Source organism: Pseudomonas sp. NBRC 111133, assembly GCF_001320605.1.
In the GTDB taxonomy this organism is placed as follows: Bacteria; Pseudomonadota; Gammaproteobacteria; order Pseudomonadales; family Pseudomonadaceae; genus Aquipseudomonas; species Aquipseudomonas monteilii.
Window position 1 is genome coordinate 152,164 of sequence record NZ_BCBJ01000062.1, and the last position, 22,809, is coordinate 174,972.

Genomic DNA, 22,809 nt, shown 5'->3' on the forward strand with positions numbered 1-22,809 from the left:
TCTGGTAGCATTCACCGCATGACGTATTCAGGAAGATTGACCTGGGGCCTGGTTTTCTGGGCCGCCAGTTTCGCAGCATGGGGCCAGAGCGAGTTGCTGGTGAAGGTAAAACCGGCCAACAAGGCGCTCAAGGCCAATGTCGAAGGCTATATAGGCACTTTGGGTGACCGCGATGAAGAAGCGCTTTTGCGCTTCAGTCGCGGGGCAGAGGAGCAGGCGCGCAAAGCCGCGCAGGCACTTGGCTACTATCAGGCGCAAATCGATACCGAGGTCAAGCCCGCCAGTGACGCTGACCACTCCCCGCAACTGATCATCCGCATTAACCCCGGCGAGCCGATTCGCTTGCGTAACGTGACCGTGCGCATCGACGGCCCGGCCAGCGAAATGAAGGCCTTCCGCGTTCCCGACAGCAAGGCATTGCGTGCTGGGGAACAACTTAACCATGGCCATTACGAGGATGCCAAACGCCTGATCCAGAACCAGGCATCACGCTACGGCTTCTTCAGCGGCCGCTTTACCCGCCAGCGCCTGGCGGTCGACCCGCAAGCCGGCGTGGCCGATATCGAACTGGTCTACCAAAGTGGCCCGCGTTATCGCCTGGGTGCCGTCACCTTCGGTGGCGACACGCCACTGGACGACGACCTGCTGCACCGCATGGTGTCGTTCAAACCGGGCACTCCCTACGATTCTGAACTGATCGCCGAACTGAACAATGACTTGCAGTCGAGCGGCTATTTTGAAGGTGTGCGCGTGGATGCAGCACCCACCGCCGCGGTGGGCGAAGAAGTCCCTGTGGATGTGCGCCTGGAAACCCGCAAACCTCGCACCATGGGCCTGGGCTTGGGCTTCTCGACCGACGTCGGGCCACGCGGCAAGGCCAACTGGACTCGCCACTGGGTTAACCCACAGGGCCACAGCTACGGCTGGGAAACCGAGCTGTCGGCGCCGCGGCAGAACGTTGGCCTGTGGTACGACATTCCCCTCGACCCGCCGCTGACCGACAAGCTGCGCTTCGCCGGTGGCTACCAGAACGAGGAACTTGCCGGTACCGACACCCTCAGCAAACTGTTGACGGTCGGCCCCGAGTGGCACAGCAAGCTGCCCAGTGGCTGGCAGCGGGTGATATCGCTCAAGTACCAGCGCGAGGAATATCGCCTGGGTGACGACTCTGGGTTGAGCAACTTGCTCATGCCGGGCGTCAGCTATTCCTTCCTGCGCAGTGACAACCGTATCGACCCGCATAACGGCTACCGCCTGCAGTTCGATGTACAGGGGGCCAAGGAAGGGCTGGTTTCCGACACCAACCTGTTGCATGGCAACGTGCTGCTCAAGGGCCTGACCACGCTCGGCCACAACCACCGCTTGCTCGGCCGCGTACAGTTCGGCGGCAGTGCAACCAATGGCTTCAAGAACAACATCCCGCCGTCGCTGCGCTTCTTCGCCGGTGGTGACCAGAGCGTGCGTGGCTACGACTACCAGACCCTGTCGCCCAAGAACAGCGACGGTGACCGTATCGGCGGGCGCTACCTGGTGGCCGGCAGTGTCGAGTACCAGTATTCGCTGACCGAGAAGTGGCGGCTTGCAACGTTCGTCGACCAAGGCAACTCGTTCAACAACCTGGAGCTGCCCAGCCTCAAGACCGGGGTGGGCTTTGGTGTGCGCTGGGTGTCGCCGGTCGGGCCGCTGCGCCTGGACCTGGCCAAGGCGCTGGATGACGAAGGGGGCATTCGCCTGCACTTTTCCATGGGGCCTGAGCTTTGAAACGTGTGACCAAATACATTCTGCTGGGTCTGTTCGGGGTCGTCGTGAGCCTGGGTCTGGCACTGGGCCTGCTGGTGGGCACCGAGGCAGGCAGCCGCTGGGCGCTGGGCAAGGTGCCCGGGCTTGAAGTAACTGATTTTCAGGGGCGCCTGGCGGGCAGTTGGCAGGCCAGCAGGCTGCGCTGGGCCGATGGTGGCAGCACAGTAGAGGTGCAGGCACCGCTGCTGGCCTGGTCGCCAGCGTGCCTGATGCGTTCCGCCCTGTGCATTGACCAGTTGCAGGCGCAGCGCATCGACATGGCCTTCGCACCCAGTGCCGAACCGGCCGACAGCGGCCCGCTGCAGCTGCCCGCGTTGCGCTTGCCGTTGGCCATCGAACTGGGTGAGGTCAAGGTCGGCCAACTGCGGCTGGACGGCAGTGAGCTGCTGGGCGACTTGCAACTGGCGGCACACTGGACCAGCACCGGCATGCGCATCGACAGCCTGCGCCTGCAGCGCGATGACCTGAAACTGACCCTGCAGGGTGACCTGCAGCCCGAGGGTGACTGGCCGCTGCAACTGCAGGCACAGCTGCAGTTACCGGCAGTAGAGGGCAAATCCTGGCAGCTGGCGCTGACCGCCACGGGTGATTTGCAGAAGACCCTTAAGCTGGCAGGCACCAGCAGCGGTTACCTCGACGCCACGTTGAACGGGCAGTTGCAGGCGTTGGCCGAGCACCTGCCCGCAACCTTGCAGATCCGTTCCGAGGCATTCAAACCGGCGGGCGCGTTGCCTGACACTTTGCAGTTGAACCAGCTCAAGCTCGATGCCAAAGGCGACTTGCTCAAGGGTTATCAGCTGTCGGGTACGGCCAGCCTGCCGGCTGAACAGTCGCCGATCGCCTTGGCCTTGTCCGGCCTGGTCGACAGTAAAGGCGCCAGGCTCGATGCGCTTGACCTGACCGCCAGCGACACCCAACGGCTCAAGCTGCAAGCCACGGCCGACTGGCAGCAAGGCCTGAGCGCCGATGCGCAACTGGACTGGCAGGACTTCCCGTGGTTGCGCCTGTATCCATTGGAGACGCCGCCCCAGGTTACCCTCAAGGCCTTCAATACCCAGGTGCATTATCGCGATGGCAACTATCAGGGTACCTTCAAGGGCGACCTTGACGGCCCAGCGGGTGCATTCAGTTTGGCCAGCCCGTTCGAAGGCGACCTAAGCCAGGTGAAGCTGCCGCAGTTGGCGCTGACCGCCGGCCAGGGCAAGGCCGCCGGCAGTGTCGCTGTGCGCTTTGCCGACACGCTGGCCTGGGATGTCGACTTGCAGCTTTCGGCGCTCGACCCTGCCTATTGGCTGGCGGAACTGCCGGGCACGCTGGCAGGGCCGCTGCGCAGCAAAGGCGAGCTGAAAGGCGAGGCGCTCGCCCTTGACGCGCAACTTGACCTGAAAGGCCGTCTGCGTGGCCAGCCGGCAGTGCTCAAGGCTGAGGCGCAGGGGGCAGGGCAGAGCTGGACGCTCGGCGCACTGGCTATCCAGCTGGGTGACAACCGCATCAACGGCAGTGGCAGCCTGCAGCAGCGCCTGGCCGGGCGTATCGACCTCGATTTGCCGCGCCTGGGCCAGTTGTGGCCGAGGCTGCAAGGCCAGGTCAAGGGCCGGCTGGACCTCGCCGGCACCTTGCAGGCCCCGCAAGGTACGCTGACCTTGCAGGGCCAGCGGTTGGCCCAGGCCGAAAACCGCCTGCAGCAGCTGGGCCTGGAGGCCCGGCTGGACAACGCCCAGCGCGGTGTAATCGAACTCAAGGCCACAGGCATCCAGCTTGGCGACACCGCCTTGGGCACACTGCAGGCCAACGGCAAAGGTGACATTCGCCAGCAAGCCTTGACCCTGGCGCTGGACGGCCCGCAACTGAAGCTCGACCTTGGGCTGGATGGCCAGTTGAGCAAGGGTGACTGGCGAGGGCGCCTGGCCAGTGGGCGTATTCAGGCCGGTGGCCAGGATTGGCAGTTGCAGGCGCCGGCACGGCTTCAGCGCCTGGCCAGTGGGCAGTTGGATTTCGGTGCCCATTGCTGGCGCTCCGGCCAGGCCAGCCTGTGTGGTGATGACCAGCGCCTGGCCCCCGAGCCGCGTCTGCGCTACCACCTCAAGCAGTTCCCGCTGGACAGCTTGGCCCAATGGCTGCCGAAGGACTTCGCCTGGCAAGGCCTGCTCAATGCTGATATTAACCTGGACATCCCGGCCAGTGGCCCCAAGGGTACGGTCGTGGTCGATGCCAGTGGCGGCACCCTGCGTGTGAAAGACAAGGACCGCTGGATCGACTTCCCTTACCAGGCCCTGCGCCTGGACAGCACACTGGCCCCGCGGCGCATCGATACGCGCCTGGCGTTTCGCGGCGAGCGCCTGGGTGAGTTGAGCGTCACGGCCCGGCTCGACCCGTTGGGCAAAAACAAACCGTTGTCGGGTGATTTCCGCCTGGCCGGGCTGGACCTGTCGGTAGCCCGTCCGTTCGTGCCGATGGTCGAGCGGCTGGCCGGGCAGCTCAATGGCAGTGGCCGGCTTTCCGGTACGTTGCTGGCGCCGCAGGTCAACGGCAACCTGATGCTCAGTGGCGGCGAAGTCAGCGGCGCCGAACTGCCGGCCAGCCTTCAGGACCTGTCATTGCAAGCGCTGATTGCCGGCGAGCACGTGCAGCTTAACGGCAACTGGCGCAGTGGCGAGGCAGGGCGTGGCCAGTTGAGCGGGAACCTCACCTGGGGCCAGGCACTGGGCATGGACGTGCGCTTGCAAGGCCAGCAACTGCCGGTCACGGTCGAGCCTTATGCCACGCTGGAAGTTGCCCCGGACCTGACCCTGCGCCTGATCGACGACAAGCTGGCGGTTACCGGCAAGGTACAGGTGCCCAAGGGCAAGATCACTGTTCGCGAGTTGCCCCCGTCCACCGTCAAAGTGTCGGATGACACGGTCATCGTGGGCCACCAGACAGAAGAGGGCAAACCGCCCATGGCGATGGCCATGGACATTGACGTCGAAGTGGGCCGCGACAAGCTGTCGTTCAGCGGCTTTGGCCTCACCGCCAACCTGCTTGGCCATGTACACATCGGCGATAACCTCGACACCCGTGGTGAACTGAGCCTGGCAGACGGACGCTACCGTGCCTACGGCCAGCGCTTGACCATCCGCCGGGCGCGGTTGCTGTTCGCCGGCCCGATTGACCAGCCGTATCTGGATATCGAAGCCATCCGCAAGGTTGACGATGTAATCGCCGGTATCCGCCTGAGCGGCAGTGCCGAGCAGCCGACCACCAAAGTGTTCTCGGAACCGGCCATGAGCCAAGAGCAAGCGTTGTCGTACCTGGTGTTGGGGCGCCCGTTGGGCACGTCCGGTGAAGACAACAACATGCTCGCCGAAGCGGCCTTGGGCCTGGGCTTGGCCGGTAGCGCCGGCATTACCGGCAGCCTGGCTTCAAGCCTTGGGATTGACGATTTCCAGCTGGATACCGAGGGTTCTGGCAACACAACCAGCGTGGTCGCCAGCGGCAACCTGACCGAGAAGTTGAGCCTGCGTTACGGCGTAGGCGTGTTCGAGCCTGCCAACACCATTGCGTTGCGCTACAAACTGAGCAAAAAAGTGTACCTGGAAGCCGCCAGCGGGTTGGCCAGTTCTTTGGACATCTTCTACAAACGCGACTTCTGAAGGGGGACGGGGCGGTCGTCAGCGGACGGTGGCTGCCTCGATGAATTCATTGGTGTCGGGCGAGGGCGGGGCATCGGGAACACGTACCGGGACAATCAGGCTGGTGTATTCCTCGATCAGTCGGTTCAGGGCCTCGGGTGGTTCGCTGGCCTGGAACTGCATGCGTATCTGCACTTCGTCAGGGTCACGGCTGTCACCCTGACGGCCCTGGCCGCCGATGGTGACCTTGAAGCTGGCGGCCTTGTTCTCGCCCGCCGTCAGCAGGGCCTGCTGCGCTTCAGTGCCTTTGACCCGCACCGACAAGTCGACCTGCATACGCTCCAGGGCCAGGCCTTTGGGCGACACCAAAGCGAACAGGGGAACGCGCATGATGTGCTGGCCGTCCATCGCCACTTCGACCATCTTGGCCTTCATGGGAGCGCCCAACGCCTCGGTGTCGCACTCGAAAAACTGGTCGAACAGGTTGATGTACTGCTGTGCAATCAAACTGTTGGTGGCGCTGGCGGCTTCTTGCAGGCCACGGGTGATTTCGCGCAGGTCGATGGAGGTCATGGGGGCGGGGGGCTTTTGCAACGATTCGACTCCTCAAGCCAGGTGATGCCCCTCCCGTTGCGGGCAGGAGGGGTTGATGGGGGCACTCAAACGTCTCACGGCGCCGGTGGGCCTTCCGGTTTTGGCCCTTTCAGGGTATCGGCCTGAGAAATCTCGTCCGGGCTTTGCAGTTCAGCGGTTCTGACAACGGTTGGCTTGGTCGCGGCGTCCGTCAGGAACTCGATCACCCTCATCATTGCTTCGGGCGGCTCCTGGCGCTTCAGGGTGGTGTTGAAGGCATAGCGGGCGCGTGTATCCGTCTTGCGGGTTTGCGTGGACTTGTGGCTGACGCTGCCTTTCACGTTCAGCTTGAACGGCCCCCAGCCCAGTGAGCCGGTCGCTTCTGCGTTCATGTCCTTGCTGGATGTATCCTCCGACATCTGGTTGATCACCAGTTCGAACTCTACATTGCCCTCTTCGATCGAGATATTCGGGTGCGTAATGGCAGCCAGCAGCGGCACTTTCATGGTCTTGCTGACCACGCCTTTGTATTCGCCCTGTTCGTCGACGATGGTTTCGTCGTAGTCGAACTGGATGGCGACTGCCTTGCCATCCTGGACGCACACCTGCATCAGGAAGTCGGCGTACGATTTGCTGGCGGTTACCTGCGCCTGGACCATGGCCTGCAGGGGGCCGGCGATCATGCGGTCCATCGGCAGGGCGTTGATGACCGAGCCAATAAGGCTGTTGTCTATCGACATATCGGGATGCTCTTTCTCGTGGGGTAAGGAAGCCGCCAGTGGCGGCAATGGTGCAGTGGCGTCAGCGAGCGCAAGGCTCCTGGCGCCGAATGTTGCCGATCTGGCGCAGGCTCAGGCCGTATTTGTTGGCCAACAGGCTGCGGGACAGGCCGTTGGCGCTTTCCTTCTGGATCTGCTGGTTGCGCAGCTGGCGCAGGAAGTGGTCAGCCTTGGGGATCTCCAGGGCGACCCCGGCAAAGCGCTTGATCAACGCATCGAGCGCATCGGTCGGCAGCACGTCGGCAAGCTTGGTACGCTCGCGGTGCTTGGGGATGTACTTGGGCCTGCCACCAAAGGCGCAGGTCAGCTGGTAGGCGTTTTCGATGCCGATGCAGTCGATCAGGGCCTGTAGCGAGTGGGGCAGTTGGCTGATATCGATCTGGCTCAAGTCTGGCGTTTGCATATGGCGCTCCTTCGGGATGGGTGGGATGTGCGACCCGATCACCCGCGGCGTTATGTCGAAGGTGTGAGCAAATTCTGTGCGACTGCCAAGGCGCGTCGCTAGGCGGCATATGGGTTGGGAGTTGTAGCTTCGGTGAACAGGTTTTGCAGGCAGCGATATCCGGTGCTGTAGGAAATGGCATCGACATTTGGCGGGGACTGGTGATTTCTCATCTGATCACGCCGATTGTTGCGGATGTGTCCGGTAACCTTCACTCGCACGGATAGCTGTTCAGCAAGCTGGCGCTGCTCAGGTAGGCTTGAGGGGTGGCGCGCATGTCCTGGGGCAATGTGCGCCAGTCAACCAGCAGGCACAGCGCATGCAGGGGCTGGCCGTTGCGCTGGCCGATGACCTGGCCCGCAAAGTGGCGGCGGTACAGGGCCTGGGTCTGGCGCTGAGCCTGTACCTGATCGGCCTGGGTCAGGGTTTGCCGGGCCAGGTCGGGTAGCCGGGCCGCCGGCACACTGAAATGGACTGGCGCCGCATTGGCCTGCAGGTACCCGGCCTGGCGCACGCGTTGCCACAGTTGTTGCCATTGGCTGCTGCCGGCATGGGCGGCCAGCTCGCGCCCCAGTTCGAGCAGGTGCTCGGCGGGTGTTTGCCGGGTGTCCAGTGCATGAAGGGAAAAGGGGGTCAGAAACAGCGAAGTGAACAGCAGGGGTTTGTACATGGTAACTCCGGCTTGGGTGCTTGGGAGCCTCATGCTTTCAGGCTGACCCCGCCCCACCCAGCAGGAAATGCAGCGCCGGGGGCGGTGGCCGTTGTATCATGGCCGCGGCTCGTTGCGAGCCTTTTGCCCCTGATGTTGCAAGGAACCTTCGATGACACACGTGCAGCGCCTGAAATATTCCCTTTTGATCATCCTGGTTGTACTGGGTCTGATGCTGGGCCTGTCCCACCTGCAGAAGCAGGGAACGATCAGTGAGCAGACCTTCCAGATGCTGGCCATTGCCATTGCGGTGGTGGTCGTGGTGATCAATGGCATCCTGCGGCGCAAGGTCAAGCCCTGACCTGTGCGGGCCGGCCAGGTCTGGCCGGCCATACGCTCAGCGCAGCGGTGTTTGCTCCAGCACGGCGCGGGCCTGAGGGTTCAGGCTGTAGCACTTGTCGCTGCCCAGCTGAATGACGCCTTCGGCGCACAGGCGCTTGAGCACTTCGCGCACGCTGAGAAACGACAGCGGGATGTCCAGCTGTTCCAGTTGGGCGTGCACACCGCGCACGCCAATGCTGCGGCCGTTGCGGTCTGCGGCGTGCAAGGCGTCGATCACCTTGAGGCGAATCAGGCTGGTACGCAGGCCAAAGGTGCGCAGCAGTTCGCGGATCTGTTCGTTGCCGGTGCGTTCCTCGGCAAAAATGCCCTGTCCCTTGGGCGCTTTGCCTGGGACGCGCCCAGCCTGGATCGAGGGTTGCGGGTTGTGCATGTGAATGCTCCTTTTCGTGGACGAACCCGAAATGTGGTTGCCTCACTTACTAGGACGAATGAGAACGCAAAAACTGCAACCCACTCGTGAAAAAAATGCCGCTTTCTCATCAAGACGTTCCACCGCCTTGTAATACGTAAAATTTTCATCTGGCCATTCGTCTGATCGGGATGACCCCCGAACCCGAGGAGTGCCCGTGTTTCCACTTTCCCGTCCCATGACTTGCGCTGGCCTGGCCGCCGCGCTGGTGGCCTTCAGCGTTACCGTTCAGGCGCAGCCCAACCTTGATGCCAGTGCGCAGATCCGACGTACCAGTTACGGGGTGCCGCATATCGTGGCCAAGGATGAGCGTGGTCTGGGCTATGGTGTCGGCTACGCCTATGCGCAGGACAACTTGTGCCTGCTGGCCAACGAGGTGCTGACCGTGAGCGGCGAGCGGTCACGCCATTTCGGTGCCAAAGGCAAGACCCTGGAACAGCGTGACAACCTGGCCAGTGACCTGTTCTTCACCTGGCTCAACAGCCCGGCGGCGGTCAGTGCGTACTTGCAGGCGCAGCCCGCACCGGTGAAAGCGCTGCTGGAGGGCTATGCCACCGGCTACAACCGGGCGTTGGCTGAGCGTCGCAGGCAAGGCTTGCCTGCCGAGTGCGGCAATGGCGAGTGGGTGCGGCCCATCAGTAGCGAGGACCTGGTCAAACTGACCCGTCGGCTGCTGGCCGAAGGCGGTGTCGGGCAGTTCGTCGAGGCGGTGGCGGGGGCGCAACCTCCTGCACAGACCAGCCAGCAGGCACCGGCTGGCTTCGGTACCGCACTGGCGAGGCAAGAGCGCTTTGCCACGGAGCGCGGCAGCAACGCGGTGGCCGTAGGCGCGCAGCGTTCGGCCAATGGCCGTGGCTTGCTGTTGGCCAACCCGCACTTCCCGTGGATGGGCGGCATGCGCTTTTACCAGATGCAGCTGACCATCCCCGGCCAGCTTGATGTCATGGGCGCCGCATTGCCCGGCCTGCCGGTGGTCAACATCGGGTTCAACCGGCACCTGGCCTGGACGCACACCGTCGATACGTCAAATCACTTCACCTTGTACCGTTTGCAGCTCGATCCCAAAGACCCGACCCGCTACCTGCTCGATGGCAAGTCGCTGCCACTGGTGAGGCAAACCGTCAGTGTTGCGGTCAAGGCCGAAGATGGCAGCGTGAGCCAGGTGGAACGGCAGGTCTACAGCTCGCAATTCGGCCCGGTGGTGCAGTGGCCTGGGCGCCTGGATTGGGATGCGCAGGCGGCCTACAGCTTGCGTGATGCCAACCTGGACAACACCCGGGTGCTGCAGCAGTGGTACCAGATCAACCGTGCCGACAGCCTGGCCGCGTTGAAAGGCTCGGTCGAGCAACTGCAAGGCATCCCATGGGTCAATACCCTGGCGGTGGACCAAGGCGGGCGTGCGTTGTATCTGAACCAGTCGGTGGTGCCCTACGTGGATCAGCCACTGCTGGACGCCTGCAGTAACCCGAAGGGGCAGGGGCGCCTGGTGGTGCTGGATGGTTCGCGCAGCGCATGCCAGTGGAAGGTCGATGCGCAGGCCGCGCAACCGGGTATTTTTCCGGCGCGACTGCTGCCGAGCCTTGAGCGCGAGGACTTCGTGCAGAACTCCAACGACCCGGCCTGGATGGCCAACCCGGCCCAGCCGCTGACCGGTTATTCACCGTTGGTCAGCCGCAATGACCAGCCGTTGGGCATGCGTGGGCGCTTTGCCCTGCAACGTCTGCAGGGCACGGCAAAGCTGGGCGTGGATGACCTGCAGCGCATGGTGACCGACGACGAGGTTTACCTGGCCAGCCTGGTGCTGCCAGATCTGCTGCAGTGGTGCAAGGGCGCAGGCGTGGATGTGCAAGCCGTCTGCAGCAGCCTGGCGGCCTGGAATGGCAAGGCTGACCTGGACAGCGGCATTGGCCTGGTGCACTTCCAGAACCTGTTCAATGCCCTGGCCGAACACCCGGAAAGCTGGCGGGTGGCCTTTAACCCGGCCGATCCGCAGCACACCCCGCGAGGCTTGGCAGTAGAGCAAGCGGCCGTGAGCAAGCTGGTGCACGAGGCTGCGCTGGCTTCGCTCAAGCAGGTGAATGAAAGCGGCGTGGCGGGTAAGGCGCGTTGGGGGCAGGTACAGTAGGCGCTCGATGGCACGCCGGTGCCGGGTGGCCCGCAGGCGCTGGGCGTGTATAACGCGATGTACAGTGTGCCGCACGGGCAGGGCAAGCGGCTGGTGGTGAGTGGTACCAGCTACCTGCAACTGGTCAGCTTTACCGACAAGGGGCCAGAGGCTCGTGGGTTGCTGGCGTTTTCCCAGTCAAGCGAAGCAGCTTCGGCGCATGCCAGTGACCAGACCAAGGCGTTCGCCGCTAAGCAGCTGGCGGTGATTCCGTTTACCGAAGCGCAGATCAAGGCTGACCCAGAGTATCGGGAAGTGGTGATCAGTGAGCGGGACAAGGGGGCCGTGGTTCAGCAGTAAGGCATGCCGGCCTCTTCGCGGGTAAACCCGCTCCTACAGGATTTACGCGTCCGTTGTAGGAGCGGGTTTACCCGCGAAGAGGCCGGCCCGGGCAACCCTGCACCCTCAGGAAAACTCGAAAGGCGCCAGCTGAAACCCTTGCTCATCCACCTGCAAGGCCCAGCCCCGGCGGTCCCAGTCTCCCAGCACGATACGCCGTGCCGGCTGTCCATCGACCACCAGCTTGTGTATCGCCGGTCGGTGGGTATGGCCATGCACCAGCGTGCGCACGCCATGTTCCGCCATCACCTTGGGTACTTCCTCCGGCGTGACGTCGACAATCTCGGTAGACTTCATCCGCGTTTGCGTGCGGCTTTCGTTGCGCAGCTTGCGCGCCAGCTTGTAGCGGGCCGACAGCGGCAGGTGACGCAAGATCCACAAACTCAGCGGATTGCGCAGTAACCGGCGCATCTTCATGTAGCCAAGGTCGCGGGTGCACAGGGTGTCGCCATGCATCAGCAGCACCTGTTCGCCGCCCAGCTCGATCACGCTGGGGTCACTCAACAGCGTGCAGCCAGCAGCGTCGCAAAAGGCCTGGCCAATCAGGAAGTCGCGGTTGCCGTGCATCAGGTAGATGGCCGTTCCGCTGTCACTCAGCCGGCGCATGGCCTGGCAGATCGACTGCTGGAAGGGCGTCATGGCATCGTCGCCAATCCACGCTTCGAAAAAATCACCCAGGATGTACAGCGCCTTGGCGTGGCGGGCGCGGCCATCGAGCAGATCAAGAAACGCCCGGGAAATATCCGGGCGTTCTTCTTGCAAATGCAGATCGGAGATCAGCAGGATCACTCAATGATCTCGGCTTTCTCGATGATCACGTCGTCTTTCGGAACGTCCTGGTGGCCAGCTTTGGAGCCGGTGGCGACCTTTTCGATGGCGTCGACGATTTCACGGCCTTCGATCACTTCGCCGAACACGGCGTAGCCCCAGCCCTGCACGTTCTTGCCGCTGTGGTTGAGGAAGTCGTTGTCGGACGAGTTGATGAAGAACTGCGCCGAGGCGGAGTGCGGCTCCATGGTACGTGCCATGGCAATGCTGTACTTTTTGTTCTTCAGGCCGTTGTCGGCTTCGTTCTGGATGGTGGCGCGGGTTTTCTTCTGGCTCATGTTGGCATCGAAGCCGCCACCCTGGATCATGAAGCCCTTGATCACGCGGTGGAACACGGTGCCATTGTAGTGGCCGTCCTTGACGTACTGAACGAAGTTTTCGGTGGTTTGCGGCGCTTTCTCGGCGTCCAGTTGCAGGACGATGTCGCCGTGGTTGGTGCTCAGTTTGACTTTGGACATGCTGAAACTCGCTTCTTCAAGGCAATCAGAAATTAGGGTGCGCAGGGCGCGTGTTATTACCTGACGCAGGATCAGGTGATCGCGACACATGGCGCGCACTGGCCATTTTGCCAGGCTGCGGCAAAAAGCCGTGATAAATCACGCCAGTTTGTCCGGGCCCGACTGTCAGCAGCTTGACTGCTTCGGCTATGATAGGCCCTTTGATTCAATCGGCCTACCCAGGCCGGACACGTGCATTCAAGGATCCTATGAGCAAGCCCACTGCCGACAACGCGCCCAACGCCGCTGCCAAAGGCGCCCCCGCTGTCCCTGCGAACTTCCTGCGGCCGATCATCCAGGCCGACCTGGACTCGGGCAAGCACAGCAGCATCGTCACCCGTTTCCCGCCGGAGCCTAACGGCTACCTGCACATCGGCCACGCCAAGTCGATTTGCGTCAACTTCGGCCTGGCCAAGGAATTCGGCGGCGTCTGCCACCTGCGCTTCGACGACACCAACCCGGCCAAGGAAGACCAGGAGTACATCGACGCCATCCAGAGCGATGTGAAGTGGCTGGGCTTCGATTGGGCGGGCGACGTGCGCTACGCCTCCGACTACTTCGACCAGTTGCACGACTGGGCAGTCGAACTGATCAAGCAGGGCAAGGCTTATGTTTGCGACCTTACCCCCGAGCAAGCCAAGGAATACCGTGGCAACCTCAAGGAGCCGGGCAAGAACAGCCCGTTCCGCGAGCGCAGCGTGGAAGACAACCTCGACCTGTTCGCCCGCATGAAGGCTGGCGAGTTCAAGGACGGCGAGCGCGTGCTGCGGGCCAAGATCGACATGGCTTCGCCAAACATGAACCTGCGCGACCCGATCCTGTACCGCATTCGCCATGCCCACCACCACCAGACCGGTGATAAGTGGTGCATCTACCCCAACTACGACTTTACCCACGGCCAGTCGGATGCCATCGAGGGCATTACCCACTCGATCTGCACCCTGGAGTTCGAAGGGCATCGTCCGCTGTACGACTGGTTCCTCGACAACCTGCCGGTGCCGGCGCACCCGCGTCAGTACGAGTTCAGCCGCCTGAACCTGAACTACACCATCACGTCCAAGCGCAAGCTGAAGCAGCTGGTTGACGAGAAGCACGTCCAAGCCTGGGACGACCCGCGCATGTCGACCCTGTCCGGCTTCCGTCGCCGTGGCTACACCCCGGCTTCGATCCGCAACTTCTGCGAAATGATCGGCACCAACCGCTCCGACGGCGTGGTCGACATGTCGATGCTCGAATTCAGCATCCGTGACGACCTCGACCGCACCGCGCCGCGTGCCATGTGCGTGCTGCGCCCGCTGAAAGTGGTCATCACCAACTACCCGGAAGGCCAGGTCGAGCAGCTTGAGCTGCCGCGCCACCCGAAAGAAGACATGGGCGTGCGCGTGCTGCCGTTCTCCCGTGAGCTGTACATCGACCGGGACGACTTCATGGAAGCGCCGCCAAAGGGCTACAAGCGCCTGGAACCGGCCGGTGAGGTGCGCCTGCGCGGCAGCTACGTGATCCGCGCCGACGAGGCCATCAAGGACGCCGACGGCAACATCGTCGAGCTGCGCTGCTCGTACGACCCGGACACACTGGGCAAAAACCCTGAAGGCCGCAAGGTCAAGGGCGTGATCCACTGGGTACCGGCCGAAGGCAGCATCGAGTGCGAAGTACGCCTGTACGACCGTCTGTTCCGCTCGCCGAACCCGGAAAAGACCGAGGAGGGCGGCAGCTTCCTGGACAACATCAACCCGGATTCGCTGCAAGTGCTCAGCCGCTGCCGTGCCGAGCCGTCGCTGGCCCAGGCCCAGCCTGAGGACCGCTTCCAGTTCGAGCGCGAAGGCTACTTCTGTGCCGACCTGAAAGACAGCCAGCCGGGCCGCCCGGTGTTCAACCGCACTGTCACCCTGCGTGACTCCTGGGGCAGCTGAGGAAACGCCGTGCTTACCATCTACAACACCCTGAGCAAAGCGAAGGAAACCTTCAAGCCGCTGGATGGCAACAAGGTGCGCATGTACGTGTGCGGCATGACCGTGTACGACTACTGCCACCTGGGCCATGGCCGCAGTATGGTGGCATTCGACCTGGTCACCCGCTGGCTGCGCAAGAGCGGCTACGACCTGACCTACGTGCGCAACATCACCGACATCGATGACAAGATCATCAACCGGGCCAACGAGAACGGCGAAACCTTCGACGCCTTGACCGCCCGCATGATCGATGCGATGCACGAAGACGAGCGCCGCCTGAACATCCTGCCGCCAGACCAGGAACCGCGTGCCACCGACCACATCGCCGGCATGCACGCGATGATCCAGACCCTGATCGACAAGGGTTACGCGTACGCCCCGGGCAATGGTGACGTGTACTACCGCGTCGGCAAGTTCGTCGGTTACGGAAAACTGTCGCGCAAGAAGATCGAAGACCTGCGCATCGGCGCGCGCATCGAGGTCGACGAAGCCAAGCAAGACCCGCTGGACTTCGTGCTGTGGAAGGGCGTGAAGCCGGGCGAGCCGAGCTGGGAGTCGCCATGGGGCCCGGGCCGTCCGGGCTGGCACATCGAGTGCTCGGTGATGTCCACGTGCTGCCTGGGCGAGAGCTTCGACATCCACGGCGGTGGCAGCGACCTGGAGTTCCCGCACCACGAGAACGAGATTGCCCAGAGCGAAGCGGCCACTGGCAAGCAGTACGCCAATGCCTGGATGCACTGCGGCATGATCCGTATCAATGGCGAGAAGATGTCCAAGTCGTTGAACAACTTCTTCACCATCCGTGACGTGCTGGAAAAGTACCACCCGGAAGTGGTGCGTTACCTGCTGGTGGCCAGCCACTACCGCAGCGCGATCAACTACTCCGAAGACAGCCTGCGTGACGCCAAGGGCGCGTTGGAACGCTTCTACCACGCCCTGCGCGGCTTGCCACGCGTGGCAGCCAAGGGTGGCGAGGCGTTCGTCGAGCGCTTCAGTGTGGCGATGAACGACGACTTCGGTACCCCCGAAGCCTGCGCCGTGCTGTTTGACCTGGTGCGTGAGATCAATCGCCTGCGCGACAGCGACCCGGAGGCCGCTGCCGGCCTGGCGGGTCGTCTGCGTGAGCTGGGTGATGTGCTGGGTGTGCTGCAGCTGGAAGCCGATGACTTCCTGCGAGCGGGCGCCGAAGGCAAGGTCGATGCGGCCGAGGTTGAAAGCCTGATTCAGGCGCGCCTGCAGGCGCGTGCGGACAAGAACTGGGCCGAGTCGGACCGGATTCGCGACCAGTTGACCGCCATGGGTGTGGTGCTGGAAGACAGCAAGGGTACTACTACCTGGCGGCTGGCTGACTGATCGGCTCGATGATTGGGGCCGCAGAGCGGCCCCAATGGTTACTTGGCTAGCCCCGCCAGTGGGCAATGCAGCACCAACTTCGCCCCACCCAACTCGCTCTCCCCAATCTCCAGCCCGAACCCGTGCAGGTCGACGATCGCCGCAACGATCGACAACCCCAGCCCGAACCCGGCATGGCGATGGCCTTCATCGCTGCGATAGAACCGCTTCAACACCGCAGTACGCTCTTCCTCGGGGATACCCGGCCCACTGTCCTCGATGGCCAGTTGCAGGCGGTTGTCGTCCACTATCGCGCTAATCCCCACTTGCCCGCCTTCGGGCGTGAACTTGATAGCGTTGCCCACCAGATTGGCCAGTGCCTCGAACAGCAGTTCGCGGTCACCGTGCAGAGCCGGCAGCTGCGCGGGCTGGTGCAATTCCAGATGAATACCACCATCTTCGGCCAACGGCAGGTAAAAGTCGTGCAGTTCGACCAGCAAATCATGCGGGTCCAGCTGAACGAACCCGGCACGGCGCTGGCGGTCTTCCAGTTCGCTGATGCGCAACAACCCACGAAAACGTGCCATCAGGGTGTCGGTTTCGCCGATGGCCTGGTCCAGCGCCTCGGCTTGCGCAGAGTCCACATCGCTCTGCTGGCGAATGCGGTACAGCTGGGCGCGCAGGCGAGTCAGAGGGGTGCGCAGGTCATGGGCAATGTTGTCGCACACACCTTTCACCTCATGCATCAACCGCTCGATACGGTCGAGCATGGCATTGACGATGGCGGCCAGCATGTCCAGCTCGTCGCGCCTGGCCGACAAGGGCAGGCGGTGCGTCAGGTCACCCGCGACGATAAGCTCGGCCTGGGCCTGGATCGCGCGGATACGCTTTAACGGCCGGCGGCGCAACAGATACCAGCCTGCAAAGCCTGGGATCAGCGTCAAGGAGATACCCCAGAGCAGGGCATCGAGAATAATCCGGGTCACCACGAACAGTGAGCCGTTATCGCGGAACAGTACCAGCCAGCGGCCATCTTGCACTTTGATCGCCACCGCATCGCAGCTGTCGCGGGGCAGGTGTGGGTCGTCGGCATCCAGGCAACGTTTCAACTCATGGATCTTGCCGTCCAGCCTTAGTTCCGGGGGCAGGGCACGCACACTGCCGCCCATCGGGTTGAGCTGGGCGTCAAACAGGCCGTAGGCGTCGAAGCTGCGTTCTTCGAAGGCCTGGCTGGCGATCAGGGCGTCATCCAGCTGCTTGCCGCTCATGTGCGCGAACAGGTGCTGGCGTTGCAGCATGGAGTGGCGGGTGAGTTTGTTCAGGTAGCTGGATACCTCGAAATACAGCACCCCCATGAGGATGCTGCTCCAGGCCACGAACAGAAAGCTGTACAGCGCCAGCAGGCGGCTGGTCGAAGAGCTCCAGCCTTTAGACGGGTTCAGCAATGGCATAGCCGGAGCCCCGTACCGTACGGATCAGCGGCGACTGGCCGGGGGAGTCGATTTTCTTGCGCAGGCGGCCGATGTGCACGTCGATCAGGTTGGTGCCCGGGTCGAAGTGGTAGCCCCAGACTTCCTCGAAAATCATCATCCGCGTGATCACCTGGCCGCTGTGGCGCATCAGGTACTCCAGCAGCTTGTACTCGGTGGGCAACAGGTTGAGGGTGTTGTCTCCACGGCGCGCCTCGTGGCTGATCAGGTCCAGCTGCAGGTCGGCGACCTGCAGGCGGGTCTGGGTCATGGGCACGCTGTTGCGGCGCAGCAATACCTCGACCCGCGCAGCCATCTCGTCGGAGGCGAACGGCTTGGTCAGGTAGTCGTCACCGCCGGCACGCAGGCCGCGTACCCGCTCATCGACGTCGGAGAGGGCACTGATCATCAGGATCGGGGTGGCGATCTTGAGGCTGCGCAGGGTGGTCACGATGGTCAGGCCGTCGACCTCGGGCAGCATGCGGTCGAGGGTGATCAGGTCGTAGCCGCCGGCAATGGCTTTGGCCAGGCCTTCACGGCCATTGTCGGCCCAATCCACGTCCAGGCCGTGGCTGGTAAGTTCGGCGACGATTTCCTGGCCGGTGACGGCGTCGTCTTCGATGGTCAGTACGCGAGGCATGCTGGTTCCTGGGCATCTAATAGAGATTTGATTGTGCCAAAGAATAGACAACCGGCGATTTAAGAAAAATTCATCTAGCGTGCGCCGATACCCTCGGCATGCATGATCTGCGCAATGATCGGCACCGGCGTCATCAGGTGCGAGCGCATCATGGCGCTGGCGCGCTTGGCGTCGCGGGCGAGAATCACCTCCACCAGTGCCGCATGCTCCTGGCGCTTGAGCTCCAGCGCCTGTTCGGAAAACACCGTCTGCGTCAGCCACAGGTGGCGATAACGCTCGGCCTGGTCGAACAGGTAGGTGCGCGCCTGCAGCAGGTGTTTGGAACCGCAGCCCGAGGCAATGGCGGTATGAAACGCCTTGTGCCGTTCGTCCCACACATCCAGGCGCTGTTCGCGGGTTTTTACTTCCACGACCTTAGCCAGTGTATGGGAGTGGGCCAGGACTGACGCCTCCCAGGCGTCATCACCGCGCTCGATGGCCAAGGCAATGATCATCGCCTCCAGGTTGGCGCGCGCATCGTAGATGTCGTTCATCTCGTCCAGCGACATGGGCGCCACCCGGTAGCCTTTCTGGCTGATGGCGTTGACCAGGTGTTCGGCCACCAGTTGCGACAGCGCTTCGCGCAGCGGGCCCACGCCCAGGTCGTAGCGTTCCTTCAGGGCGCTCATCAACAGTTTTTCACCGGGCTTGAACACGCCACGAATGATGTCCTTCTTGAGCCTCTCATACCCGCTGAATGCTGAGTTTTGTCGGGGGGCGAGCGCTTCCAAGATCCTGTTCCTCAAAACGTTTTGGTGATCATACCGAAACCCTCTGCGGACGAAAAACAATGGACAATAGCGCTTAATAGCTATGAAAGATAAAAATGTAGACATTTTTGTTGAGTAGCGATATTTTTAGCTCGCCCTCACTGATCCAGGTCATCACTGGATAGCGCCAACCACCTTTTTGCCAGGACACTGCCATGAACGCCTTTACGCAGATCGACGAACTTGTGATGCCGCTGCCGCTCGAACCGCGTGGTTACACCATCGCTCCCTCGAAACAGTCGCCGCGTCTGCTGGAACTGACCTTTGCCCGCGAAACCGTCGAAGCGTTCGTCCAGGCCGTCGCCCAATGGCCGGTGCAGGCGCTGGAGTACAAGTCGTTCCTGCGCTTCCGGGTAGGTGAAATTCTTGATGAGCTGTGCCAGGGCACCTTGCGCCCCGTGCTGCTCAACACCATCCTCGACCGCACGACCGGCGGCATGCTGATTACCCCGATTGGCCTGGATGACGTGAGCCAGGCCGAGGACATGGTCAAGTTCACCACCGCCTGTGCACACCTGATCGGCCGCTCCAACTACGACGCCATGAGTGGGCAGTTCTATGCGCGCTTCGTGGTGGTCAACAGCGACAACTCCGACAGCTACCTGCGCCAGCCGCACCGGGTCATGGAGCTGCACAACGACGGCACCTTCGTGAACCAGATCACCGACTACGTGCTGATGCTGAAGATCGACGAAAAGAACATGGAAGGTGGCAACTCGCTGCTGCTGCACCTGGACGACTGGGAGCAGTGCGAGGAATTCTTCCGCCACCCGATGGCACGCCGCGAAATGCGCTGGACCGCGCCACCCAGCAAAAAGGTTGCCGAGGATGTGTTCCACTCGGTGTTCGACACCGATGGCGAAGGCCGCCCGACCATGCGCTACATTGACCAGTTCGTGCAGCCGGAAAACTACGAGGAAGGCATCTGGCTGAACGCCTTGTCCGACTCGCTGGAAGGCAGCGAGAAGAAGGTGTCGATACCGGTAGGTGTAGGCAGCTTCCTGCTGATCAACAACCTGTTCTGGCTGCATGGCCGTGACCGCTTCACCCCGCATGAGGGCCTGCGCCGTGAACTGATGCGTCAGCGTGGTTACGTCGCCTTCCCAAAACCGCTGTACCAGCGCGGGCAATAATCAAGGGTGTCGGGCGGGCGCCCGCCCATGCGCTTTTGCAAAAAAACGATGCCACCAAGGCCCGCGCGGGCCTTGGTGAGCCAGCCAGGCAATGCCTGCGTGTGAGGTAAGGCTGTGTACGATTTCATCATTATTGGCGGTGGCATTGTGGGCATGTCCACGGCCATGCACCTGATCAAGGTCTACCCGGACGCGAAGATTCTCCTGCTGGAGAAGGAATCCGGCCCGGCTCGCCATCAGACCGGCCACAACAGCGGCGTGATTCACGCCGGCGTGTATTACACCCCCGGCAGCCTCAAGGCGCGTTTCTGCCTGGAAGGCAACAAGGCCACCAAGGCCTTCTGCACCCAGCACGGCATCCGCTTCGATGAGTGTGGCAAGTTGCTGGTGGCCACCAACGACCTGGAAATGCAACGCATGAAAGCGCTGTGGGAGCGTACTGAGGCCAATGGCCTGGAGCGCTACTGGCTGTCGGCAGACGAGTTGCGCGAGCGCGAGCCCAATATCGTAGGTATGGGTGGCATCTTCGTGCCGTCCAGCGGCATCGTCAATTACGCGCAAGTGACCGCCGCCATGGCCGCAGACTTCCAGCGTGCCGGTGGCGAAATCCGCTATGGCGCTGAGGTGGTCGGCTTGCAGGAGCAGGCCAGCGAAGTGATCGTACGCACACAGCGCGACGAGTTCCGCAGCCGTTTCCTGGTAACGTGCTCGGGCCTGATGGCCGACCGCGTGGTGAGCATGCTGGGCCTGCGCACCGAGTTCGTGATCTGCCCGTTCCGTGGCGAGTACTACTTGCTGCCCAAGCAACATGACCAGATCGTCAACCACCTGATCTACCCGATTCCTGATCCGTCGATGCCGTTCCTGGGGGTGCACCTGACCCGCATGATCGACGGCACCGTCACCGTCGGCCCCAACGCCGTACTGGCAATGAAGCGCGAGGGCTACCGCAAGACCGACGTCAGCCCTGGTGACCTGTTCCAGACCCTCACCACCCCCGGCATTCTCAAGGTACTGGCGAAGAACTTCCGCCCGGGCCTGATCGAGATGAAAAACTCGCTGTTCAAGGGCGGCTACCTCAAGCAGGTGCAGAAGTACTGCCCAAGCATCACCAAAGCTGACCTCACGCCATACCCGGCCGGCGTACGCGCCCAGGCGGTGTCGCGTGACGGCAAGCTGATCGACGACTTCCTGTTCGTCAACACCGCGCGCAGCGTGAACGTGTGCAATGCGCCGTCGCCGGCCGCCACCTCGGCCATTCCGATCGGCGCCTACATTGTCGAAAAGGTGTGCGAGCAGGTCAGCCGGCAAGGGGGCCACATCCCCAAGGCGGATCGTGCAGCCAGCCAGCGGGTTGCCAGCTGACACACCGGTAATACGTTTTGCGGTCTCCTCTTACTCAACCCGAACTGCCCTACTCACCATTTAGGGCAGGGCGGGCTTTTTCGCGCCTGCGTCGGTGATCGTGCCAGCCGACGGCCCCTTCGCGGGCATGACAAAAACAACAAGGTAGCGCCATGCAAACCCACAAGAACAATTTGAGTCATGGATTGAAATCACGGCATGTCACCATGCTGTCCATTGCCGGCGTGATCGGTGCAGGCCTGTTTGTCGGCTCTGGCCGTGCCATTGCTGAAGCCGGGCCGGCCACCATTCTGGCCTATATCCTGGCCGGTGGCCTGGTAGTGCTGGTGATGCGCATGCTGGCCGAAATGGCGGTAGCCTCGCCAGATACCGGGTCGTTTTCCACCTATGCCGACCTCGCCATCGGCAAATGGGCCGGCTACACCATCGGTTGGCTGTATTGGTGGTTCTGGGTGCTGATCATCCCGATCGAAGCCAACATCGCCGCCACCATTATCAATTCCTGGGTCCCGCAACTGGAGATCTGGGTATTGTCGCTGGTCATCACGTTGTTGCTGACCGCAACCAACCCGTTCAGCGTGAAGAACTACGGTGAGTTCGAATTCTGGCTGGCACTGGTCAAGGTGGTGGCTATCGTCAGCTTTATTGCGCTTGGCGTGTGCGCCATTTTCGGTTTGTTGCCGGGTTCTGGCGTCAGCGGGGTCTCGCGCCTGTGGGACACCGGCGGTTTCATGCCAAATGGCTTCGGCGCAGTGCTCAGCGCCATGCTGATTACCATGTTCTCGTTCCTCGGTGCCGAGGTGGTGACGATTGCGGCAGCCGAGTCTGACGAGGCGGGCAAGCACATTTCCAAGGCCACCAATTCGGTGATCTGGCGGATCACGCTGTTCTACATCCTGTCGATCTTCATCGTTATCGCACTGGTACCGTGGACCGACCCGCGCCTGGCCACCGAAGGCTCATACGTTACGGTGCTGGATACCCTGGGCGTGCCAAATGCCAAGGCCATCATCGACTTCGTGGTGCTGACATCGGTGACCAGCTGCCTTAACTCGTCGTTGTACACCGCCTCGCGCATGGTATATTCGCTGAGCCGTCGCGGTGATGCGCCGGCTTGCGCCCAGGTGACCAGCCGCAGCGGCACACCAGTGGTAGCGGTGCTGCTGTCTACCGGTGCTGCGTTCCTGGCGGTGATTGCCAATTACCTGGTGCCAGCCAAGGTGTTCGGCTTCCTCATGGCAAGCTCCGGCGCCATTGCCCTGCTGGTGTACCTGGTGATCGCCGTTTCCCAGCTGCGCCTGCGCCAACGCTTGACTGCACAGGGCAAGACGTTGGGTTACCGCATGTGGCTGTTCCCGTGGCTGACCTGGGGCGTGATCCTGTTCATCAGTGGCGTATTGGTGCTGATGCTGTTCCGGCCGGATCACCGCCTTGAGGTGGTGTCGACCATGGTGCTGGCGGTGCTTGTGGTGTGTTCCGGCCTGCTGGTCACGCGGCGCCGGGCACGTGCAGTGCCGGTGAACAGCGTAGGGCAGGGTGCCTGACACGTCTGGTCTGAAGACAGACGAGCAAGTCGCATCAGGCTGTGAGAGGATGTCCGCCATTGCAGCCAGGAC

General features: G+C 62.4%; 18 protein-coding genes and 1 pseudogene. 9 read left to right on the forward strand and 10 right to left on the reverse strand.

Annotated features, from left to right (window positions below; translation table 11 throughout):
* The first annotated feature begins 18 nt into the window (after window positions 1-18).
* Together APH36_RS13310 and APH36_RS13315 are read left to right on the forward strand one after the other, a co-directional pair.
* Window positions 19-1,761, forward strand: a complete 1,743-nt coding sequence (locus tag APH36_RS13310) for an autotransporter assembly complex family protein (protein ID WP_060499003.1) — start codon at window positions 19-21, stop codon at window positions 1,759-1,761.
* On the forward strand, window positions 1,758-5,432 hold the full coding sequence (locus APH36_RS13315) for a translocation/assembly module TamB domain-containing protein (RefSeq protein ID WP_060499004.1): 3,675 nt from the start codon (window positions 1,758-1,760) through the stop codon (window positions 5,430-5,432). The genes APH36_RS13310 and APH36_RS13315 overlap by 4 nt, the downstream gene beginning before the upstream one ends.
* Before the next feature lie 18 nt (window positions 5,433-5,450).
* Here APH36_RS13315 and APH36_RS13320 read toward each other — a convergent pair whose 3' ends face one another.
* The 4 genes from APH36_RS13320 to APH36_RS13335 form a co-directional block, all read right to left on the reverse strand.
* Window positions 5,451-6,005 (reverse strand): DUF2589 domain-containing protein, encoded by a 555-nt coding sequence (locus APH36_RS13320; RefSeq protein ID WP_060499005.1) that lies wholly within the window; start codon window positions 6,003-6,005, stop codon window positions 5,451-5,453.
* 74 nt (window positions 6,006-6,079) lie between these two features.
* The gene (locus tag APH36_RS13325; protein ID WP_060499006.1) at window positions 6,080-6,724 is read right to left on the reverse strand and encodes a DUF2589 domain-containing protein; all 645 of its coding nucleotides are present in this window, start codon (window positions 6,722-6,724) and stop codon (window positions 6,080-6,082) included.
* 61 nt (window positions 6,725-6,785) lie between these two features.
* Window positions 6,786-7,166 carry a Mor transcription activator family protein gene (locus APH36_RS13330; protein ID WP_060499007.1) on the reverse strand — a complete coding sequence of 127 codons (381 nt, stop codon included), beginning with the start codon at window positions 7,164-7,166 and terminating at the stop codon, window positions 6,786-6,788.
* A 250-nt stretch (window positions 7,167-7,416) separates the two neighbouring features.
* Window positions 7,417-7,875 (reverse strand): hypothetical protein, encoded by a 459-nt coding sequence (locus tag APH36_RS13335; protein WP_060499008.1) that lies wholly within the window; start codon window positions 7,873-7,875, stop codon window positions 7,417-7,419.
* A gap of 151 nt (window positions 7,876-8,026) precedes the next feature.
* On the opposite strand from APH36_RS13335, the gene APH36_RS13340 reads away from it, so the two are divergent.
* On the forward strand, window positions 8,027-8,215 hold the full coding sequence (locus APH36_RS13340; protein ID WP_003248064.1) for a hypothetical protein: 189 nt from the start codon (window positions 8,027-8,029) through the stop codon (window positions 8,213-8,215).
* 36 nt (window positions 8,216-8,251) lie between these two features.
* Here the strand turns inward: APH36_RS13340 and APH36_RS13345 are convergent, their stop codons facing one another.
* On the reverse strand, window positions 8,252-8,626 hold the full coding sequence (locus APH36_RS13345; RefSeq protein ID WP_060499009.1) for a hypothetical protein: 375 nt from the start codon (window positions 8,624-8,626) through the stop codon (window positions 8,252-8,254).
* A gap of 196 nt (window positions 8,627-8,822) precedes the next feature.
* Here APH36_RS13345 and APH36_RS13350 point away from each other — a divergent pair.
* Window positions 8,823-11,129, forward strand: a pseudogene (locus tag APH36_RS13350) (acylase).
* 105 nt (window positions 11,130-11,234) lie between these two features.
* Here the strand turns inward: APH36_RS13350 and APH36_RS13355 are convergent.
* Both APH36_RS13355 and APH36_RS13360 read right to left on the reverse strand, forming a co-directional pair.
* Complete coding sequence (locus APH36_RS13355; protein ID WP_060499010.1) at window positions 11,235-11,957, reverse strand: UDP-2,3-diacylglucosamine diphosphatase; 723 nt, start codon at window positions 11,955-11,957, stop codon at window positions 11,235-11,237.
* Window positions 11,954-12,454, reverse strand: a complete 501-nt coding sequence (locus tag APH36_RS13360; protein WP_060499011.1) for a peptidylprolyl isomerase — start codon at window positions 12,452-12,454, stop codon at window positions 11,954-11,956. The genes APH36_RS13355 and APH36_RS13360 overlap by 4 nt, the downstream gene beginning before the upstream one ends.
* 248 nt (window positions 12,455-12,702) lie before the next feature.
* Between APH36_RS13360 and APH36_RS13365 the strand changes: the two genes are divergently transcribed.
* Entirely contained in the window at window positions 12,703-14,406 is a 1,704-nt protein-coding gene (locus tag APH36_RS13365) for a glutamine--tRNA ligase/YqeY domain fusion protein (RefSeq protein ID WP_060499012.1), read from the forward strand.
* Window positions 14,407-14,415: 9 nt separating this feature from the next.
* The gene (gene cysS, locus APH36_RS13370; RefSeq protein ID WP_060499013.1) at window positions 14,416-15,798 is read left to right on the forward strand and encodes a cysteine--tRNA ligase; all 1,383 of its coding nucleotides are present in this window, start codon (window positions 14,416-14,418) and stop codon (window positions 15,796-15,798) included.
* 38 nt (window positions 15,799-15,836) lie between these two features.
* Here cysS and APH36_RS13375 read toward each other — a convergent pair whose 3' ends face one another.
* From APH36_RS13375 to csiR, 3 genes are all read right to left on the reverse strand, one after another.
* Window positions 15,837-17,228 (reverse strand): HAMP domain-containing sensor histidine kinase, encoded by a 1,392-nt coding sequence (locus APH36_RS13375; protein WP_060499014.1) that lies wholly within the window; start codon window positions 17,226-17,228, stop codon window positions 15,837-15,839.
* Window positions 17,206-17,886 (reverse strand): response regulator transcription factor, encoded by a 681-nt coding sequence (locus APH36_RS13380; protein ID WP_016714103.1) that lies wholly within the window; start codon window positions 17,884-17,886, stop codon window positions 17,206-17,208. The genes APH36_RS13375 and APH36_RS13380 overlap by 23 nt, the downstream gene beginning before the upstream one ends.
* 74 nt (window positions 17,887-17,960) lie before the next feature.
* The gene (csiR, locus tag APH36_RS13385; RefSeq protein ID WP_012272506.1) at window positions 17,961-18,656 is read right to left on the reverse strand and encodes a DNA-binding transcriptional regulator CsiR; all 696 of its coding nucleotides are present in this window, start codon (window positions 18,654-18,656) and stop codon (window positions 17,961-17,963) included.
* Window positions 18,657-18,850: 194 nt separating this feature from the next.
* Between csiR and glaH the strand changes: the two genes are divergently transcribed.
* From glaH to gabP, 3 genes are all read left to right on the forward strand, one after another.
* Entirely contained in the window at window positions 18,851-19,828 is a 978-nt protein-coding gene (gene glaH, locus APH36_RS13390) for a glutarate dioxygenase GlaH (RefSeq protein ID WP_060499015.1), read from the forward strand.
* 114 nt (window positions 19,829-19,942) lie between these two features.
* On the forward strand, window positions 19,943-21,193 hold the full coding sequence (gene lhgO, locus APH36_RS13395; RefSeq protein WP_060499016.1) for an L-2-hydroxyglutarate oxidase: 1,251 nt from the start codon (window positions 19,943-19,945) through the stop codon (window positions 21,191-21,193).
* A gap of 152 nt (window positions 21,194-21,345) precedes the next feature.
* Window positions 21,346-22,737: a GABA permease gene (gene gabP / locus APH36_RS13400; RefSeq protein ID WP_060499017.1), complete on the forward strand. Its 1,392-nt coding sequence runs from the start codon at window positions 21,346-21,348 to the stop codon at window positions 22,735-22,737.
* Window positions 22,738-22,809 lie beyond the last annotated feature (72 nt).

Bases quoted from the DNA above. Each gene is read 5' to 3' on its own strand.
- APH36_RS13310 (WP_060499003.1), top strand. From the start codon at position 19: ATGACGTATTCAGGAAGATTGACCTGGGGCCTGGTTTTCTGGGCCGCC.
- APH36_RS13325 (WP_060499006.1), bottom strand. From the start codon at position 6,724: ATGTCGATAGACAACAGCCTTATTGGCTCGGTCATCAACGCCCTGCCG.
- APH36_RS13330 (WP_060499007.1), bottom strand. From the start codon at position 7,166: ATGCAAACGCCAGACTTGAGCCAGATCGATATCAGCCAACTGCCCCAC.
- APH36_RS13335 (WP_060499008.1), bottom strand. From the start codon at position 7,875: ATGTACAAACCCCTGCTGTTCACTTCGCTGTTTCTGACCCCCTTTTCC.
- APH36_RS13340 (WP_003248064.1), top strand. From the start codon at position 8,027: ATGACACACGTGCAGCGCCTGAAATATTCCCTTTTGATCATCCTGGTT.
- APH36_RS13345 (WP_060499009.1), bottom strand. From the start codon at position 8,626: ATGCACAACCCGCAACCCTCGATCCAGGCTGGGCGCGTCCCAGGCAAA.
- APH36_RS13360 (WP_060499011.1), bottom strand. From the start codon at position 12,454: ATGTCCAAAGTCAAACTGAGCACCAACCACGGCGACATCGTCCTGCAA.
- APH36_RS13365 (WP_060499012.1), top strand. From the start codon at position 12,703: ATGAGCAAGCCCACTGCCGACAACGCGCCCAACGCCGCTGCCAAAGGC.
- APH36_RS13375 (WP_060499014.1), bottom strand. From the start codon at position 17,228: ATGCCATTGCTGAACCCGTCTAAAGGCTGGAGCTCTTCGACCAGCCGC.
- APH36_RS13380 (WP_016714103.1), bottom strand. From the start codon at position 17,886: ATGCCTCGCGTACTGACCATCGAAGACGACGCCGTCACCGGCCAGGAA.
- glaH (WP_060499015.1), top strand. From the start codon at position 18,851: ATGAACGCCTTTACGCAGATCGACGAACTTGTGATGCCGCTGCCGCTC.
- gabP (WP_060499017.1), top strand. From the start codon at position 21,346: ATGCAAACCCACAAGAACAATTTGAGTCATGGATTGAAATCACGGCAT.